This is a genomic window from Rhodobacteraceae bacterium S2214 (assembly GCA_025141675.1).
Classification (GTDB): Bacteria; Pseudomonadota; Alphaproteobacteria; order Rhodobacterales; family Rhodobacteraceae; genus Yoonia.
The window spans coordinates 2,994,464-3,010,986 of sequence record CP081161.1; the positions used below are offsets into that span (position 1 = coordinate 2,994,464).

Annotated in this window: 15 protein-coding genes and 1 tRNA gene; 14 read left to right on the forward strand and 2 right to left on the reverse strand. The window is 55.8% G+C overall.

Features of this window, described 5'->3' with window-relative positions; all coding sequences use genetic code 11:
* Window positions 1-236 precede the first annotated feature (236 nt).
* The 6 genes from K3729_14820 to K3729_14845 are packed head-to-tail and all read left to right on the forward strand — an operon-like array spanning window position 237 to window position 6,785.
* On the forward strand, window positions 237-1,274 hold the full coding sequence (locus K3729_14820; GenBank protein ID UWQ98691.1) for a rod shape-determining protein: 1,038 nt from the start codon (window positions 237-239) through the stop codon (window positions 1,272-1,274).
* A gap of 51 nt (window positions 1,275-1,325) precedes the next feature.
* Window positions 1,326-2,225 (forward strand): rod shape-determining protein MreC, encoded by a 900-nt coding sequence (gene mreC / locus K3729_14825; GenBank protein ID UWQ98692.1) that lies wholly within the window; start codon window positions 1,326-1,328, stop codon window positions 2,223-2,225.
* Window positions 2,218-2,757, forward strand: a complete 540-nt coding sequence (locus tag K3729_14830) for a rod shape-determining protein MreD (protein ID UWQ98693.1) — start codon at window positions 2,218-2,220, stop codon at window positions 2,755-2,757. The genes mreC and K3729_14830 overlap by 8 nt, the downstream gene beginning before the upstream one ends.
* A gap of 13 nt (window positions 2,758-2,770) precedes the next feature.
* Window positions 2,771-4,717 (forward strand): penicillin-binding protein 2, encoded by a 1,947-nt coding sequence (gene mrdA / locus K3729_14835; protein ID UWQ98694.1) that lies wholly within the window; start codon window positions 2,771-2,773, stop codon window positions 4,715-4,717.
* Window positions 4,714-5,853 (forward strand): rod shape-determining protein RodA, encoded by a 1,140-nt coding sequence (rodA, locus tag K3729_14840; GenBank protein ID UWQ98695.1) that lies wholly within the window; start codon window positions 4,714-4,716, stop codon window positions 5,851-5,853. The genes mrdA and rodA overlap by 4 nt, the downstream gene beginning before the upstream one ends.
* Window positions 5,853-6,785, forward strand: coding sequence for a glyoxylate/hydroxypyruvate reductase A (locus tag K3729_14845; protein UWQ98696.1), 933 nt, complete (start codon window positions 5,853-5,855; stop codon window positions 6,783-6,785). The genes rodA and K3729_14845 overlap by 1 nt, the downstream gene beginning before the upstream one ends.
* Here K3729_14845 and K3729_14850 read toward each other — a convergent pair.
* Window positions 6,782-7,558, reverse strand: a complete 777-nt coding sequence (locus K3729_14850) for an SseB family protein (protein ID UWQ98697.1) — start codon at window positions 7,556-7,558, stop codon at window positions 6,782-6,784. The two genes, K3729_14845 and K3729_14850, sit on opposite strands and share 4 nt — an antisense overlap.
* A gap of 173 nt (window positions 7,559-7,731) precedes the next feature.
* Between K3729_14850 and K3729_14855 the strand changes: the two genes are divergently transcribed.
* The 5 genes from K3729_14855 (at window position 7,732) to K3729_14875 (ending at window position 12,186) form a co-directional block, all read left to right on the forward strand.
* On the forward strand, window positions 7,732-8,256 hold the full coding sequence (locus K3729_14855) for a uracil-DNA glycosylase family protein (GenBank protein UWR01078.1): 525 nt from the start codon (window positions 7,732-7,734) through the stop codon (window positions 8,254-8,256).
* 160 nt (window positions 8,257-8,416) lie between these two features.
* On the forward strand, window positions 8,417-9,076 hold the full coding sequence (locus K3729_14860; protein UWQ98698.1) for an ATP-binding cassette domain-containing protein: 660 nt from the start codon (window positions 8,417-8,419) through the stop codon (window positions 9,074-9,076).
* Entirely contained in the window at window positions 9,054-10,682 is a 1,629-nt protein-coding gene (locus K3729_14865) for a capsule biosynthesis protein (GenBank protein UWQ98699.1), read from the forward strand. Before K3729_14860 ends, K3729_14865 begins: the two co-directional genes overlap by 23 nt.
* A 74-nt stretch (window positions 10,683-10,756) precedes the next feature.
* Window positions 10,757-12,049, forward strand: coding sequence for a mechanosensitive ion channel (locus K3729_14870; protein ID UWQ98700.1), 1,293 nt, complete (start codon window positions 10,757-10,759; stop codon window positions 12,047-12,049).
* A 62-nt stretch (window positions 12,050-12,111) separates the two neighbouring features.
* Window positions 12,112-12,186, forward strand: a tRNA-Gln gene (locus K3729_14875).
* Between the two features lie 249 nt (window positions 12,187-12,435).
* On the opposite strand, the gene K3729_14880 is transcribed toward K3729_14875, so the two are convergent.
* Complete coding sequence (locus K3729_14880) at window positions 12,436-13,959, reverse strand: hypothetical protein (protein UWQ98701.1); 1,524 nt, start codon at window positions 13,957-13,959, stop codon at window positions 12,436-12,438.
* A 637-nt stretch (window positions 13,960-14,596) separates the two neighbouring features.
* Here K3729_14880 and K3729_14885 point away from each other — a divergent pair.
* The 3 genes from K3729_14885 to sigJ all read left to right on the forward strand — a co-directional run bounded on the left by K3729_14885 (window position 14,597) and on the right by sigJ (window position 16,394).
* Window positions 14,597-14,983, forward strand: a complete 387-nt coding sequence (locus K3729_14885) for a hypothetical protein (protein UWQ98702.1) — start codon at window positions 14,597-14,599, stop codon at window positions 14,981-14,983.
* 113 nt (window positions 14,984-15,096) lie between these two features.
* Window positions 15,097-15,522, forward strand: coding sequence for a hypothetical protein (locus K3729_14890; GenBank protein UWR01079.1), 426 nt, complete (start codon window positions 15,097-15,099; stop codon window positions 15,520-15,522).
* On the forward strand, window positions 15,519-16,394 hold the full coding sequence (gene sigJ / locus K3729_14895) for an RNA polymerase sigma factor SigJ (protein UWQ98703.1): 876 nt from the start codon (window positions 15,519-15,521) through the stop codon (window positions 16,392-16,394). The genes K3729_14890 and sigJ overlap by 4 nt, the downstream gene beginning before the upstream one ends.
* Window positions 16,395-16,523 lie beyond the last annotated feature (129 nt).

Consider the following 16,523-nt stretch of genomic DNA (forward strand, 5'->3'; position numbering starts at 1 on the left):
AGAATTGGCAGATTTCGCCATCAGCGAACCCCAATATGTTCGAAAATGTAAATTTTGGCTGAGAAACCGGTAAGAAATTCACAATTCAGATCGTAAATATTCAAGCAGCAAGAACGCGCCGAAACCTTGTAATCAAGGGGTTTCTTCCCTTAAGCGCTGCATCTATAAGGCCTCAGGCCCGACCCGTGGGGGAGTCGTGGCGCAGCACGTAGTTTTGCAATGGGAAGGCCAGCGGCATGGCAATTTGGGGCAGTTTGTTTTCGTCAGACATGGCGATTGACCTTGGGACAGCGAACACGCTGGTCTACGTCAAAGGTCGGGGCGTTATCCTGTCCGAACCTTCTGTTGTTGCCTACCATGTCAAAGACGGCGTGAAAAAAGTTCTGGCCGTTGGCGAAGATGCGAAGCTGATGTTGGGTCGTACACCCGGTTCCATCGAGGCGATCCGCCCGATGCGTGACGGCGTCATTGCCGACTTTGATACCGCCGAAGAAATGATCAAACATTTCATTCGAAAGGTTGCGAAACGGTCCACGTTTTCCAAGCCGAAGATTATCGTTTGTGTCCCGCACGGTGCGACCCCCGTTGAAAAACGCGCGATCCGTCAGTCTGTTTTGTCTGCTGGTGCCCGTCGCGCTGGTCTGATTGCCGAACCGATTGCTGCGGCCATTGGTGCTGGCATGCCGATCACTGATCCGACTGGTAACATGGTTGTTGATATCGGTGGTGGTACGACCGAGGTGGCTGTGCTGTCGCTGGGCGACATAGTTTATGCACGTTCCGTTCGCGTTGGTGGTGACCGTATGGACGAGGCGATCATTAACTATCTACGTCGTCAGCATAACCTGCTGATCGGTGAATCGACCGCCGAACGGATCAAGACATCTATCGGGACCGCCCGTATGCCTGATGACGGACGTGGGTCATCCATGATGATCCGTGGCCGTGACCTGCTGAACGGCGTGCCGAAAGAAACCGAGATTTCGCAGGCGCAAGTCGCGGAGGCGCTGGCCGAGCCAGTCCAACAGATTTGCGAAGCTGTGATGACAGCGCTTGAAGCCACACCACCAGATCTTGCTGCTGACATCGTTGATCGCGGCGTGATGCTGACCGGTGGTGGTGCATTGTTGGGTCAACTGGACCTCGCGCTGCGCGAACAGACTGGTCTTGCGATATCAGTCGCCGATGAATCGCTGAATTGTGTCGCAATGGGCACCGGTAAGGCGTTGGAGTATGAAAAACAGCTGCGGCATGTCATAGACTACGATAGCTGATCCGCCCCGTTGGGTCGGTCATTGTTTTCACGACCGGAGTTTGCGTAACCCGTGGCACGCGATAGACAATCAGAAGATTATATCACGCCCCTGCGTCGTCTTTTCGTGGGGCTTTTGGTGTTGGTTCTGTTTGGCGTTTTCTTGGTCTGGCGGATTGATAGCCCGCGCGTCGAACGGTTCCGCGCCGCCGTGATTGACCGTGTGGTCCCGTCATTTGATTGGGCTTTTGCGCCGGTGACCGGCCTTGTGAACCTAGTTCAAGATTTCCAAAGCTATCAACAGCTTGCCGAACAGAACAACGATCTGCGCCGTGAGCTGCAGCAGATGAAGGCGTGGAAAGAAGCCGCAGCCCAGCTCCAGCAGGAAAACGCGAAGCTGCTGGATTTGAACAACGTCCGTCTTGATCCGCAGCTGACCTATGTGACGGGCGTCGTGATGACCGATAGCGGGTCGCCGTTTCGTCAATCAGTTCTGGTGAACGTCGGGATGCGCGACGGGATCGTAGACGGCTGGGCGACGATGGACGGGATCGGGCTTGTTGGCCGCATATCCGGTGTTGGCCAAGAGATTAGCCGCGTGATTTTGCTGACCGATACGTCGAGCCGTATTCCTGTGACTGTGCAGCCTTCTGGTCAACGGGCAATTTTGGCTGGCGACAATACCCTGAACCCGCCGATTGAATTTCTGGATGACGCTGATGTTGTTCGTCCAGGTGATCTGGTTGTCACGTCAGGCGACGGCGGTGTTTTTCCACCCGATTTACAGGTTGGTCAGGTTGCGCGTGGCACCGATGGCCGTCTGCGCGTGCGGCTATCGGCGGATTATGAACGGTTGAAGTTCCTGCGCGTACTGCGTGCCCGTGGTCACGAGGTGATCAACGATCCCGGTGGTTTGCTGGCCCCGATCAACGGGCCCGTCGTGGCCCCAACTGCCGAGGCCGCCGATGGCTGAAACACCGGCAACACAAGTTTGGATCGGTCGCGCGGTCTTTGCGTTCATCATGGTTGCAATCATCTTTATCCAATTGCTGCCTTTGGATACGCGCCCCGATAGCTGGGCTGCCCCTGATCTGATGCTCACGGTGGCGTTGGCATGGACTGCGCGTCGTCCTGATTTTGCGCCCGTCATTTTGATCGCGACGCTATTCCTATTGGCCGACCTATTGTTCCAACGTCCGCCCGGTTTGTGGACCGGTTTGATGGTGATCGGCACTGAAATGATGCGCGCCCGCGCCCGCCGGATGCGCAACGTTCCGCTGATGTTGGAATGGGGCACGGTGGCTGCTGGCATTGTGGCGATTACCCTGATTTATCGCGTGTCACTCACAATTGTGATGACCCCGCAGCCGCCTTTGGGTTTGACCTTGATCCAAATGGTGATGACAATTGCCATATACCCACTGGTCGTGGTGATCGCGCACTTTATCTTTGGTGTGTCGCGCCCTGCACCCGGCCAAACCGATAGCCTTGGGCACCGCTTGTGAAAGATTTGGGCCGATGAAGAAACCTGCAAAAGACGGTGGTCGTTCCACCCGCAAAATGAGCCGCCGCGCGATGCTTTTGGGTGGTGTGCAGCTGTCTGTGGTTGCCGCACTTGGCGTGCGTTTGCAGTCGATGCAGGTCGAACAGGCTGATCAGTTTCGCCTGTTGGCCGAAGAAAACCGGATCAACATCCGCTTGATCCCCCCTGCCCGCGGTTTGATTTTTGATCGCAATGGCAAGGCGTTAGCCGACAACGAACAGAACTACCGCGTTGTGATGGTCCGCGAAGATGCGGGTGACGTGGATGAAGTGCTGGCCAAGCTTTTGACGATTGTTGATATCCCTGAAGAAACGATTGCAAAGGCCAAAGAAGATATCTTCCGCCGGTCGCCTTTTGTGCAGGTGACCATCGCAGACCGTTTGTCTTGGGAAGACATGGCGAAGATCAATATCAACGCCCCCGCCCTGCCCGGCATCACGGCCGAGGTTGGTCTAAGCCGCGTCTACCCTTGGGGGGCTGAGCTGGGCCATGTGACCGGCTATGTCGGTCCGGTCAGTGATTACGATCTGAGCAAGATCGATGATCAAGACCCGCTGTTGCAGATTCCAAAGTTCCAAATCGGCAAGACCGGTGTTGAGAACAAGATGGAGCGGATGCTGCGCGGATCAGCCGGCACGAAACGGATCGAAGTGAACGCGATTGGCCGCGTTATGCGCGAATTGGATCGCCAACAGGGCCTTTCCGGCAAGGATGTGCAGCTGACGATTGATGCCGACTTGCAAAGTTATGTGCAGGCGCGGCTGGACGGCGAAAGTGCCGGTGCAGTTGTCATGGACCTGAAAGACGGCGATCTGCGTGCGATTGCCTCTGCCCCGACGTTTGATCCGAACCTGTTTGTGCGGGGCATTTCCGTCAAAGATTGGACTGATCTAAACGAAAACAAATACCGCCCGCTGGCTGCGAAGGCCGTGCAGGGTGCCTATCCGCCCGGATCGACTTTCAAGATGATCACGGCTTTGGCTGCCCTTGAAGATGGCCAAGTCACAGTCGATGAGACTGTGAACTGTCGCGGCTTTGTTGAGGTTTTCGGAACGCGTTTCCACTGTTGGAAACGTGGCGGGCATGGGAATATGAACCTGCACGAAAGCCTAAAACAGTCGTGCGACTGCTATTATTATGAAATTTCCCAACGGGTTGGTATCGACAAGATTGCTGACATGGCCCGCCGGTTCGGCCTTGGGATCAAGCACGATATCCCTGTGTCCGCTGTTGCGTCGGGCCTTGCCCCTGACAAGGAATGGAAGACCCGTGTTCGCGGCGAAGACTGGCGGATCGGGGATACGGTGAACGCGTCTATTGGTCAGGGGTATGTGCTGTCGTCTCCGCTGCAGCTTGCGATTATGACCGCGCGTTTGGCGACGGGTCGTTCGGTTGAACCCCGTTTGATCCGCGCGATTGACGGTGTTGAAACTGCGACGGGCGCTGGGTCGCCAATGGGTGTGAATGAAAACCTGCTGCGCCGTATTCGCGCGGCGATGGGCGCTGTGTCGAACCATTCGCGCGGCACCGGGTATCGGTCGCGGATCGTCGCGTCTGAATACCAGATGGCGGGTAAAACCGGAACGTCGCAGGTCCGCCGCATTACTGCAGAGGAACGCGCGCGCGGCGTCACGAGCAACGCTGATTTGCCATGGGAACGGCGTGACCACGCGCTGTTTGTGGACTTTGCCCCGATTGAAAACCCGCGTTTTGCGGTTGCTGTTGTTGTTGAACATGGCGGCGGCGGATCGACCGCGGCTGCCCCGATTGGACGCGATATCACGTTGCAGGCGCTATATGGTGGCACCCCGCCATTGTCCGCTTATCCGTCGAATGTGCGTGGTCGGATTGCAGACCAGCAGGCGCGTATCGCCGAAAAGCTCGCTGCGGTGAAAACGCGTGCTGGGGGTGATCGCGCATGAGTTATCTTGAATATAACGCCAAATACGTCCCAACCGGTTTCCGCAAGCTGATGTATTTGAACTGGCCTGTCATCATCTTGCTGACGGCTGTGTCCTGCGCCGGTTTCATCATGCTGTTTTCCGTCGCGGGCGGGTCAGCGACCCCTTGGATGGAACCGCAGGTCAAGCGGTTCGGCCTTGGCATGGCATTGATGTTGATTGTCGCGATGGTGCCGATTTGGTTCTGGCGCAACATGGCGGGCGTGGCTTACGGCGTTTCGCTTTTGCTGCTGATCGCGGTCGAATTTGTGGGTGTCGAACGGAACGGGTCGCAACGGTGGCTGGATCTTGGTCCGATGGATCTACAACCGTCGGAGCTGATGAAAATTACGCTGGTTATGCTATTGGCTGCGTATTACGACTGGCTGCCGACCAATAAGACGTCGCGCCCGTTTTGGGTGTTGGTGCCTGTCCTGATGATCCTGCTGCCGACATATTTTGTGCTGAGCCAACCTGATTTGGGCACATCGCTGCTGCTGATTATGGGTGGGGCCACGGTGATGTTTGTGGCGGGCGTGCATTGGGCGTATTTCGCGACCGTTATTTCGGCGGGCGTTGCGACTGTTGTCGCTGTTTTGAAATCGCAGGGGCAGTCGTGGCAGATTTTGAAAGACTATCAGTATCGCCGGATTGATACCTTTTTGGACCCTGCGAATGATCCGTTGGGTGCGGGGTATCATATCACGCAGGCCAAGATTGCGCTGGGGTCTGGTGGCTGGACGGGGCGCGGTTTTATGCAGGGCACGCAGAGCCGTTTGAATTTCTTGCCCGAGAAACACACCGACTTTATCTTCACGACGCTGGCCGAGGAATTCGGGTTCGTCGGTGCCACGTCGCTACTGGTGCTTTACGTGCTGATCGTGTTTTTCTGCGTGGCCTCTGCAGTGACCAACCGCGACCGTTTCGCCGCGTTGCTGACGTTGGGCGTTGCGATGACGTTCTTCTTGTTCTTCTCGGTCAATATGGCGATGGTAACTGGACTGGCCCCCGTGGTTGGGGTCCCTCTTCCGCTGGTCAGTTATGGAGGCTCTGCGATGGTCGTGTTGTTAATCGCGTTTGGCATGGTCCAAAGCGCACATGTGCATAAGCCGCGCTGATGGCGTTGAACGTTCTGTTTGCCGCCCGTGACGGGCTTTGGGCCGATTATAAGGACCATCTGCCTGTCGCGTTTGCCGATGCGGGCCTTGATGTAGATTTGTCCCGCGATCACGCCCCTGCCGACGTGGATTACATCGTCTTTGCCCCGCATCCCGCGTTGACCGATTTCACGCCTTTCAACCGCACCAAGGCTGTTTTGAGCCTTTGGGCTGGCGTTGAGACAATCGTGACGAATGAAACGCTGACGCAGCCGCTTGCGCGGATGGTGAATCCAGGCCTGACGCAAGGCATGGTCGAATGGGTGACCGGACACGTGTTGCGCCATCATCTTGGCATGGATCGCCATATCCACACGCAAGACGGCACATGGGATCAGACCGTGCCGCCGTTGGCGCCCGAACGCAAAGTCTGCGTCTTGGGTCTTGGCGCGTTGGGGGCGGCCTGTGCGGAAGCGATTGCAGCGCTCGGGTTTGACGTGTCGGGGTGGAGCAGATCGCAAAAATCTATAGCGGGCGTGACCTGTTTTGCGGGCGATGCAGGTATGACCGCTGCGTTAAAGGACGCAGAGATTGTCGTGCTGTTGCTGCCCAATACAGCGGATACGGAGAACGCATTGAACGCTGATACCTTGGCTTTGTTGGCCAAGGGTGCGTTCATTGTGAACCCCGGACGCGGGCCCTTGATTGATGATGACGCGCTATTGGCGGCATTGGATAGCGGTCAGGTGGCGCATGCCACGTTAGACGTTTTCCGCGTTGAACCGTTACCTGCGGATCATCCGTATTGGGCCCATCCGCGCGTGACCGTCACACCGCATATCGCGGCAGAGACGCGGCCGGAAACCGCAGCCGCTGTAATCGCGGCAAATATCAAACGCTGTGAAGCGGGCGAGCCGATGCACAACCTTGTGGATCGCGGCGCGGGTTACTAGCGCAGGCGCGGTGGTTTTTCGGGGTTCATGCCGGGTGCGCTTGGTTCTTGCGGTGTTTCCAATTCTGGTAGGTCGAACCGCAATCCGACTTTTGCCAGATGCCCCGCCAATTGATCCGTCGCTTTGACGAACAGGACATCCATGGTGCCTGCTTCGATTCCTGAAAATGTCAGTGCTTCGCCTGCTGCTTTTGCCAGTGATCCTTCGGCACCGGGAACGGCATCAACGAATGCCAGAACGTGCCCGCGTGATCCGTCGTCGTAGACGGCAGCCGCCAAATAGGCGAACCGCGCGAGACCTGCCGCGATGGCGAGTTTGCGGTCAAGACCTGTGACGACCGCCTCTGGTAATCCGCCCGGTGCGTTGACTTCGGTCAATCGTGCCTCGGCCTCTTCTGGGTTGTTGGCAAGCGTTTCGACCAGCCAATCTACCGCTTCGGCAGGAATCAGCATTTCGGACGGGGCGACCTGAAGGTTCAAGGCAAGCCCGATCCCCTGCCCGGCGAGCATCCCCGCCAAACCGCGCCCCGGAATGCCTGCATAGGGCACTGGACGTCCGACGAAGTCAGACAGACGTTCTTCGCGGTCGAAAATCAGGGCAAAACGGCCATCGGCGATGTCGAAAATCTCTGGCTGGATTTGATCCCCTTCCGGTTCCGCGGCCAGCAGAAGGAAAACTTCGGTGTCGGCCAAACGTTCATAAAACCGCAGACGCTGCGCATCATCGTCAGGAGCTGCTTCCATGGCGGCGTGGGCTGTATCGAGATCGGTCATCTTGCGTCCTTCGTCTGCGTCACGATCAGGTAGCCTGATGTGCTTGCCGCGACAAGTGACAGGGCGTAGCGTTGTTGCCGGAACGTGAAGGATAGGCCGTGTCACACATCGCCAAGGACATCAGCGCCTGCCGGATTTGCGCGGCGCGCTTTGCTGCAACGAAAACGCAGCACATGCCCCGCCCTGTCGCGTGGTTTGCCAAAGGCACACCGATCCTGATCGCGGGGCAAGCGCCGGGCATGCGTGTTCAGCAATCAGGCAAGCCGTTTGATGACAGGTCCGGTGATCGGTTGCGGGACTGGCTGGGGCTGGACCGTGATGCGTTCTATGACACTGATTTTGTGTCATTTGTCCCGACAGCGTTTTGTTTTCCTGGCTATGATGCAAAGGGTGCGGACCTGCCGCCGCCGCCCGTGTGTTGGGACACGTGGCACGCAGATGTGCTGGATCATATCGGTCCGCCGCAGTTGCGGATCATTATCGGGCAATATGCGATCAAGCGTCATTTGGGGCGGTCTGGATCGCTGGGGGCGGTGATTGCGGATTGGCGTAGCTTTCCCGATGGCACATTTGTTTTGCCGCATCCGTCTTGGCGGAATTCCGGTTGGCTGAAGAAAAACCCTGTTTTTGAAACCGAAATTCTACCCGTTTTGCGCGAACAGGTCGGGTTGTTGTTGGCGATGCGGGACCTTACCTAAGGGGTCACACTTCCATTGGAAGTCACATCGCCCCGCAATTTCCCCTGTCTTTTATGGCCGTTTCGCTTCATAATTTAGACAAAGGATGCGCCCCACAGGGGGATGTTAACCTATTTCGTCAACAATGGCGAAGCCCATCACGGGATACCGACGCAGGCAGATGTTAGAATTTACGAATGTTTCCAAGTCGTTCTGGACCGGAACGCAACGCAAAGTGATCCTTGATAGGGCTTCTTTTCGCGTGGAATTGGGAAATTCCTTGGGCATTCTGGCACCAAACGGCACCGGCAAGACGACGTTGATTAACATGATGGCGGGTTTGGAAAAACCCGACGAAGGCCAGATTTACCGCGGTTGCAAGATTTCGTTTCCGCTTGGTTTTATGGGCGGGGTTGTTGGGAAACACACCGCAAAAGAGAACAGTCGCTATATTGCGCGGCTTTACGGTTTGGATCCGGATTACGTCGAATCCTTTTGCCGTTGGCTGTGCGACATTCAAGAATACTTTGACCTGCCCATCGGGACATATAGCCAAGGGATGCGATCGCGATTTACATTTTCGCTGATGCTGGCGCTTGATTTTGATATGTACCTGATTGACGAAGGCATGCCGCAGACGACAGATGTGGAATTCAACCGCAAAGCCGGTGAAATTCTGCGCGAAAGATTAGAAAGTACGACAGTGATCATCGTTTCACACCAAGCAGCGACGCTTGAACGGTTCGCCCGTTCTGCCGCCGTCCTGCGCGATGGTCATTTTCAAATGTTTGACACCTTGGAAGAAGCGAAACAGTTGTATGACTACGAAACCCAAGGCTAGAAAATTCCGCATCCGCCAGGATGACAACGGGGCTAAGCCTAACCCCGCATCTGAACCAGCGGCGACGCCTGAAGCGGCACCCCAGAAACCTGCCCCAGCCGCAGACGCCAATGTCGCGTCCCCTGCGCAGGTATCGGCAGAGATGTCACTGGATGATATCCGCAAGGAAGGTCTGACTGGTCGCCAGCTGCGTATGGCGCGTCGTGTGGCCCAGAAGAACGGCTTGGCCGTGACGTCTGATTTTGATGCCGTCAGGCAGTTGCGCGGGATGGGGATTGATCCGTTCCAGCGCAACACGATCCTTGAGCTGGTGACGCCTGAAGGTGGAAACGGTACCGGCGACGGCGGTCAGGCCAAGCAGAACGGCCAAAAACCGATTGGTCAAATCCAACTACCGCAGACCGTGCAACAGGGTCAGAACCTGCCATCAACGGAAACCGCGAGCCCCGCAGATCGTCGCGCGGGCGAGATCATGCGCATCCAACGGGATCTGGCGAAACGGCGGCGTCGTAAGCTGGCGCTGCTTTTCACACGTCTAGCGACGTTCGTGTTTTTGCCAACGATTTTGGTGGGTTGGTATTTCTACATGATGGCGACGCCCATGTATGCCACCAATTCGGAATTCGTGATCCAGCAGGCCGAAGCGACATCTGCCCCCGGCGGGCTTGGCGGCCTGTTCCAAGGGACGTCGCTTGCGACCCAGCAGGACAGTATTGCGGTGCAATCCTACCTTGCGTCGCGGGCTGCGATGTTACGTCTGAACGAAGATCATGGTTTCAAGGCACACTTTAGCGCTGATAATATCGACCAGATTCAACGCCTTGACCCAGAAGCCACGAATGAAGCTGCGTTTGGCGTTTATACCGACAAGGTCAAGGTCAGCTATGATCCGACCGAAGGCATCCTGCGGATGGAAGTGATCGCCGCTGATCCTGAAACCAGCCAGACCTATTCAGAGGCCCTGATCGGGTATGCCGAAGAACAGATCGACCAATTGACGCAGCGCCCGCGCACCGAAGCCATGAAAGGCGCGCGCGAAAACTACGACAATACGGTCCAAAGCCGCACCGATGCGCTGGATAACCTGTTGTCCATCCAGCAAGAATTGCAGGTGGCCGATCCCGCTGGCGAAACCGCCGCGCTGACCGCACAGATTTCGGCGCTCGAACAGCAACGCCAACAATTGCAGTTAACACTTGCTGAACGTCTCGGTGTACGGCGTCCAAACCAAGCGCAAGTGGAAGCAGTGCAAGGTCAGATTTCAAGCATCGAGAACCTGATTGCAGACGTCCGTGGTCAAATCAGTAACGCCACGAATAGTGGTCGTTCATTGGCTGAAAGCAACACGCGCTTGCGGCTTGCTGAAGAAGATTACGCGTTCCAGACCCTTCAAGTGCAGGCCGCGTTGGCCCAGCTTGAAGCCGCGCAAATCGAAGCCAATCGTCAGGTGCGTTACCTGTCGCTGGGTGTCGAACCCGTTGCCCCTGATGAGGCCACCTACCCGCGCGCGTTTGAAAACACTGTGCTGGCGTTCCTCATTTTCGCAGGTATCTATTTGATGATTTCACTGACAGCATCAATCCTGCGCGAACAGGTTTCGACCTAAAAATCGGGCAAAGGGCTTGGCCCGCGCATCGCCATCTGCTTAGGATAAGTCATTCTTATTAAGCAGATTGTGATATGCGTATTTTCAAGCTCCTTTGCCTCATCCTGCTGTTTGCAGGTCCTGTTGCGGCACAAAACGACGGCGGTACAATTGCCGCGATCAACACTGACCAGAATGATGCGGATATAGCGATCCGTATTCGCGATATCCTGACTGAACTTGGCAACTACGACGATATTACTGTCACTGTATCGGAAGGCATCGTGACATTCCGCGGCACCGCGACGTCGTCTCTGGAAGCATCCGAACTTGGCGATCTCGCCAATCGCGTGGAAGGTGTTGTCGCGGTCAAAAACGAGGTGACCGAAACTGCGGATATTGCCCGCAGACTTGACCCCGCCATCGCGCGTTTCAAGGCGCGTATTGAACAATTCATGACGTTCTTGCCGCTCGCGCTGATTGCTGCCGTGGCCGGTGCCTTGATCGTTTGGATCGGCCTGCGCATTGCCCGCGCCCGCCAGCCTTGGGAACGCTTGGCCCCTAACCTGTTCATCGCAGAGCTTTACCGCCAAATCGTCCGCATCGTGTTTGTCATCGGTGCTTTGGTGATTGCTTTGGACATTCTGAATGCCACTGCGCTTTTGTCGACGATCCTTGGTGCGGCGGGTATCATCGGCCTCGCGCTCGGTTTTGCTGTCCGTGACACTGTTGAAAATTTCATTGCATCGGTGATGCTCTCGATCCGTCAACCTTTTCGCCCAAACGACACGGTTGAGATCAACGGCGATCAAGGCAAAGTCATTCGCCTGACCAGCCGCGCGACGATTCTGTTGTCATTCGATGGCAACCACATTCGCATTCCCAACGCGACCGTGTTTAAGAGCCGGATCATCAATTACAGCCAACACGCGGAACGCCGTTTTATGTTTTCGCTGCTGATTGATCGGGACTCTGACCTTGGGGCCGCCCGCGCTTTGGTCGAAACGACAGTGCAGAAACTGCCGTTTGTTTTGGAACATCCAGCCGCGGCCACATGGATCGACACGTTTGAGACGTCGGGTGCCAGCCTTGTCATCACGGGGTGGGTTGATCAGAATGAGACCTCGATCGTTTTGGCCAAAGGTGAGGCTATCCGCCAAGTAAAACAAGCCTTATCTGACGCAAGTGTCGCCATGACCGACAGTTCGCAAGTGGTTGTACTGGACCGGAAATCGCAGGCTGAAGCGATGGCCGTTGCCCCGCAAGAAGCGCCTGAAGTTGCCCCAGTCACCCCCGCAACAGACAGCGATCTGGACCGCATCATCGACGCAGAAAGAGAAGCCGAAAGCAGCGAAGACCTGCTGCGGGACGACGCGCTAAAAGAATAGCACTTTTTCTGTTTGAGGGGCTTGAAGCCGCTGCAGCTTCGTCGTAAATACCGCTTCGTTGATGGGGTGTAGCCAAGTGGTAAGGCAACGCTTTTTGGTAGCGTGCACCGTAGGTTCGAATCCTACCACCCCAGCCAACACCTTCCCTCCAGTAGAATAAGAGACAACGAGGCACTCTGTCGTCCAGAATGCCCCGAAAAGTGCCCCACGGGTTCAACGGGTGCCTGTGGGCGGGCCTCTGCCACCGTCCTAGAGCAGTTACTTGCCCCCGGATACCATTGGTCTGAGTATTGAAATCGGAGGTTAGGCATAGGGATAAGTAATGAAAGGGGAGGTAAGGGAAATGAAACACCACCTATTCTATTCATCTCCCCCCCAAACCCTTCCTACCCAGCAGATGCTTCCAGGTAGGCTACCCTCTCGTTGAACAGCCGCTGGCGTGACGCTGACTGGCGGCTACGGTCTCTGTGTCTGAAGGCGATGTAGTCCTCCAGGTACTCGGGGGACTGCTGTTCTGTTTCATCCAGCCCCATGTAGTTCCAAGACACAGCAACACGGCAACCGATGACCTCGCGGGTTGCTTCATACATGACCTGCTTCAGATATCCGGCCAGACCATAATCTACGATGAAACTGTCATGGATACACAAGACCGGTATTCCTTCCTGGGTTAGTCGATTGATCACATAGCTCGCGATTTGACTATCGGTGTTCATCAGACGGATGCCTCGATCAGCGCAGAGATCACCCGCCAAGTGCGGATGCTGTTCAGCAAAGGCGTCAAGAACAACAAGTAAGTCCTGGTTCTTCATTGTCTTAGCTGTCGAGCCAACAGGACAGCCCTGCCGGAAAGCCTGGCAAGCAGTCGTCCTGTCCTTCGCGTTCAGAGCCACAAGGATCAACCTCTTCACAAGCTTGCGCTGTTCCCTTGGCATTGTGTCGGGAAACAAGCCTTCGGCCAGCTCGTAAGGATCACCAGTGGTCGGCTGTCCGTGGCCCGCATTCAGGATCGCGATGTGCAGGGCTTGATAATCGACCTCCACTGTTGGTCGCCCGTTGATATGCACTCGCTTGCGAAACTCAGAACCAACCTGTTGCCACCAGCCTCCGAAGTAGCGACCACCACAGGTCCAGTCCTCGCGATTGAAGACCCGGCGAACCTGGTTTTCGAGGGTGCAGACCGGAACACGTACAATCTCTCCGGCTCTTGGGCCCAGTTTGATCGGTCGCTCCAGGTGAGTAGCAACCTGGTCAGGAACATCGATGAAGGTTCGGGATAACAGGTGGTTGTAGGCCCGTACCTCCTCTCTCATTCGGTTTGTATCGTCTGTGTCTTCGTACTCGACCTCTCGGGCGGTCCTACGATCGTCGTGCATAATGATGACCTCCTTTTCCGGGTAGCTGTGGATGTGCTGCAGCCCAAAGTGTGCCTCACGAAACATCACCCTGAGGGGTTCAGCCGCGATGATCCGAGCAGTGCGATTAGTTGGAGCGCCAGGGCCTGAGTAGCTGCCCTTGGCGAGCTCAATGAGACCTTGATCAGCCAATTGGTGAACCAGCGAAGGAACAACCCGGGACAAGTGCAAGGCATTGTATCTCGACTTCGTGTTCCATGCTGTGTTCGACAGGTGAACGCCAATGCTCAGACCCGGATCAGTCTTCCAGGCCACGTACAGGTCCAAGATGAGGACGCGTAACTGCTGCCGATAGTCTGCCTTGGGCTTAGCGCCACCCTTTCGGGTAACTGTAGTGAAATCTGCCGCGAAGTTTGCGGTCCAGATAGCCTCGACCAAGTTCCCAATCTCGGAATGCTCCGAAAATACATGTACGTCGAGGGGCCTGGAGTACGAGGGAGCGATCAAGCTGGCAGCATTGGTGATCGAGTTGTTTACGTTGGTGTTTAGATCCATAGCTCATGTCTTTCCTTTTTCATCTCTCTGGGCCCAAGAGGAAACCCTCCTGGACGGAAGGCTGAACGGCAGACCACAAGGCAAAGCCCAGCAGATACAACCCGACAGCCGATTAAGTTTGGGGATGAAAAAAGGGGGACAGCAGCAGCGTTGGTGCCGCGCTAAAAAGACGTTCCCACGTCACGTCCGGCTTTCTTCGGATTACCTGTCTAAGGATAGTTGTGGCGGAATGCAAGGCAAACTGCAGTGCCCGACCTCCATTGCTCTCATGTCGCAAACATGGCGTTCGCACAGCGCCTAGTACGAACAGGCCGTTGGCCATTGCAGCAGACAGTAGTCGTTTGCGCAAATTGCAGCGAATGACGGCTTGGAGCCCGACTCGGCCATTGTGATATTGTGCTGCGTGCGCTCGCAGCGTGAAAAATGCGGCATCAGCGAAAAAATTCATGCTGCAGCACAGCGGACCAACCGGCCATTTGTGGATGTCGCAGCATAGGTAAGGCGTCGAATTTACGGGTTGCGGACTTAGTGTGCTTTCGCACCATTTGTTCCAAGGTCTGCTTTAAAGTGACAATTGGATGTCACAAAAGTTCCGGCCGGATCGTCATATCTCTGAAACCAAATGTTTGGAGGTGTGATGAAAAAGAAAATTTTATTGGGCGTTGGTGGACTGTCTTTGATGACTGCTGTCTATATTGGGTTTGCCACGCAGCATTGGTATGACAACGTCCCAGGCGTTGTGTCGACTGGCCCGCTCAATTTTCATTTTGCACTGGATGTCGCGCTTGCCTATTTGATGAGTGGTGGAGCATTGCTTTGGGCTGGCCTCAAAGGCGATAGATCCGCTGGAATTTGTGGGGCGGGATGGCTTGTCTTGCATGCTTTGCTTCACATCTGGATGTGGATGCACCGGGGTATTCCTCTCGACATCGTTGCGCTTGCGAACCTGCTTGGCATTCAAGTGCCAGCTTTCCTCGCGCTCTTCGCGGCAATCAATATTAAAACGGGAGGGAAACACTCATGATCCGGTATTTTTTGAAGATGGGTATGCGGCAATTCGCAAAACGTTACGACTATGACACCAGTTATATGTCTCACGTCGTTGAAACGTCTACGCCGGCTGGTGTGCGGCTGTCACTGCTCCCCCTGTATAGTCAGTTTCGAGGCCCTAAGGCGGCACAAGACGTTTGGGCGGGCGCTATGCTGGGGTCGACACAGGAAGGCGATTGTGGGCCATGTGTGCAGCTCGTCGTCGATATGGCGCTTGAGGTGGCGGTTCCAAAAGATCAGCTTGTCCTTTGTCTAAAGGGTGAGGCGGCCGCCGCAGGCGATGTCGGGCTTGGGTTTCGGTTTGCCCAAGCCGCTATTGCGAATGCGCATGAACTGGAAGACCTTAGGGCCGAAATCGACAGGCGGTTCGGCCCGGCCGCCGTCACGGCTGCTTCTTTCGCCGCATCCAGTGGGCGGATCTATCCGGTCTTGAAACGTGGGTTGGGCTTTGGCCAAACCTGTAGCAGTGTTCAGATTAATCATGAAACAATACAGGTTCCATCGCGCGCATGAACATGGTTGCAAACATATTTGAAGCCGAACGGAGCAAGCTGATGTCGCTGTGCTACCGCATGCTTGGCGAACGTGCCGGAGCGGAAGACGTGGTTCAGGACACTTGGTTAAAGTGGGCCGCCGCCGACATTGACAATATCGACAATCCTGCGGCTTGGTTACGCAGGGTCGCCACAAATATTGCAATCGACACCTTACGATCCGCCCATCGTCAACGCGAAATCTATGTCGGTCCGTGGCTGCCCGAGCCCCTTATTCAATCGGAACCCCAAGAGCCCGAATACCACTTTGAATTGGCGCAAGAATGCGAATTGGCATTGCTTTGGGCCATGGAACGTCTCACCGAAAAAGAACGTGCAGCATTTATTCTCAGGGAGGCGTTCGACGCCAGCTATTCGGAGCTCGCTGCCACTCTTGGAACAACGCAAGCGGCCTGCCGTCAACTTGTCAGCAGGTCGCAAAAGAAGTTGCAGGACTCTGGTCCCCGTTTCGATGCGACGCCTGAAGAGGTCGCGGACCTAAGCCAGCGCTTCTTCATGGCAATCATTGCGGAGGACTTTGATGCCGCGTTGTCGCTTCTTACGCCCGACGCGGTTGCGATTGCGGATGGTGGAGCCAAGAAACGCGCAGCGCGGCGTCCTTTGTGCGGTGGTCCCGAGATTGTGCAGGTGTTCCGAGCATTGTACAAAAAAGCGAAGGATGAACAGGGTTGGACGAGCCAAATGTCGATGGTGAATGCCAAGCCCGCTCTGCTGCGTTTCCACTTGGACCAATTGGATTCCGTCACAACTCTCGCCCCAGATCGAAGTGGGAAGATTGCGTGGATATATATCATGCGAAATCCGGACAAGCTTGATTTGGTCGAACTTTAAGTTCGCCAAAGCCGACATTCGCCGAATCGCGGAGATCCGGTAAAGAGGGCTCATCGCCGCCCAATGCATTTGCAGAAACATCGCCTGCCAGCGACTTCGGACACCAGCCGTTCAACAGGATGCTATGCT

Coding starts and splice junctions, on each gene's coding strand:
- K3729_14820 (UWQ98691.1), top strand. CDS start 237: ATGGCAATTTGGGGCAGTTTGTTTTCGTCAGACATGGCGATTGACCTT.
- K3729_14830 (UWQ98693.1), top strand. CDS start 2,218: ATGGCTGAAACACCGGCAACACAAGTTTGGATCGGTCGCGCGGTCTTT.
- mrdA (UWQ98694.1), top strand. CDS start 2,771: ATGAAGAAACCTGCAAAAGACGGTGGTCGTTCCACCCGCAAAATGAGC.
- rodA (UWQ98695.1), top strand. CDS start 4,714: ATGAGTTATCTTGAATATAACGCCAAATACGTCCCAACCGGTTTCCGC.
- K3729_14845 (UWQ98696.1), top strand. CDS start 5,853: ATGGCGTTGAACGTTCTGTTTGCCGCCCGTGACGGGCTTTGGGCCGAT.
- K3729_14850 (UWQ98697.1), bottom strand. CDS start 7,558: ATGACCGATCTCGATACAGCCCACGCCGCCATGGAAGCAGCTCCTGAC.
- K3729_14855 (UWR01078.1), top strand. CDS start 7,732: ATGCCCCGCCCTGTCGCGTGGTTTGCCAAAGGCACACCGATCCTGATC.
- K3729_14860 (UWQ98698.1), top strand. CDS start 8,417: ATGTTAGAATTTACGAATGTTTCCAAGTCGTTCTGGACCGGAACGCAA.
- K3729_14865 (UWQ98699.1), top strand. CDS start 9,054: ATGACTACGAAACCCAAGGCTAGAAAATTCCGCATCCGCCAGGATGAC.
- K3729_14870 (UWQ98700.1), top strand. CDS start 10,757: ATGCGTATTTTCAAGCTCCTTTGCCTCATCCTGCTGTTTGCAGGTCCT.
- K3729_14880 (UWQ98701.1), bottom strand. CDS start 13,959: ATGGATCTAAACACCAACGTAAACAACTCGATCACCAATGCTGCCAGC.
- K3729_14885 (UWQ98702.1), top strand. CDS start 14,597: ATGAAAAAGAAAATTTTATTGGGCGTTGGTGGACTGTCTTTGATGACT.
- sigJ (UWQ98703.1), top strand. CDS start 15,519: ATGAACATGGTTGCAAACATATTTGAAGCCGAACGGAGCAAGCTGATG.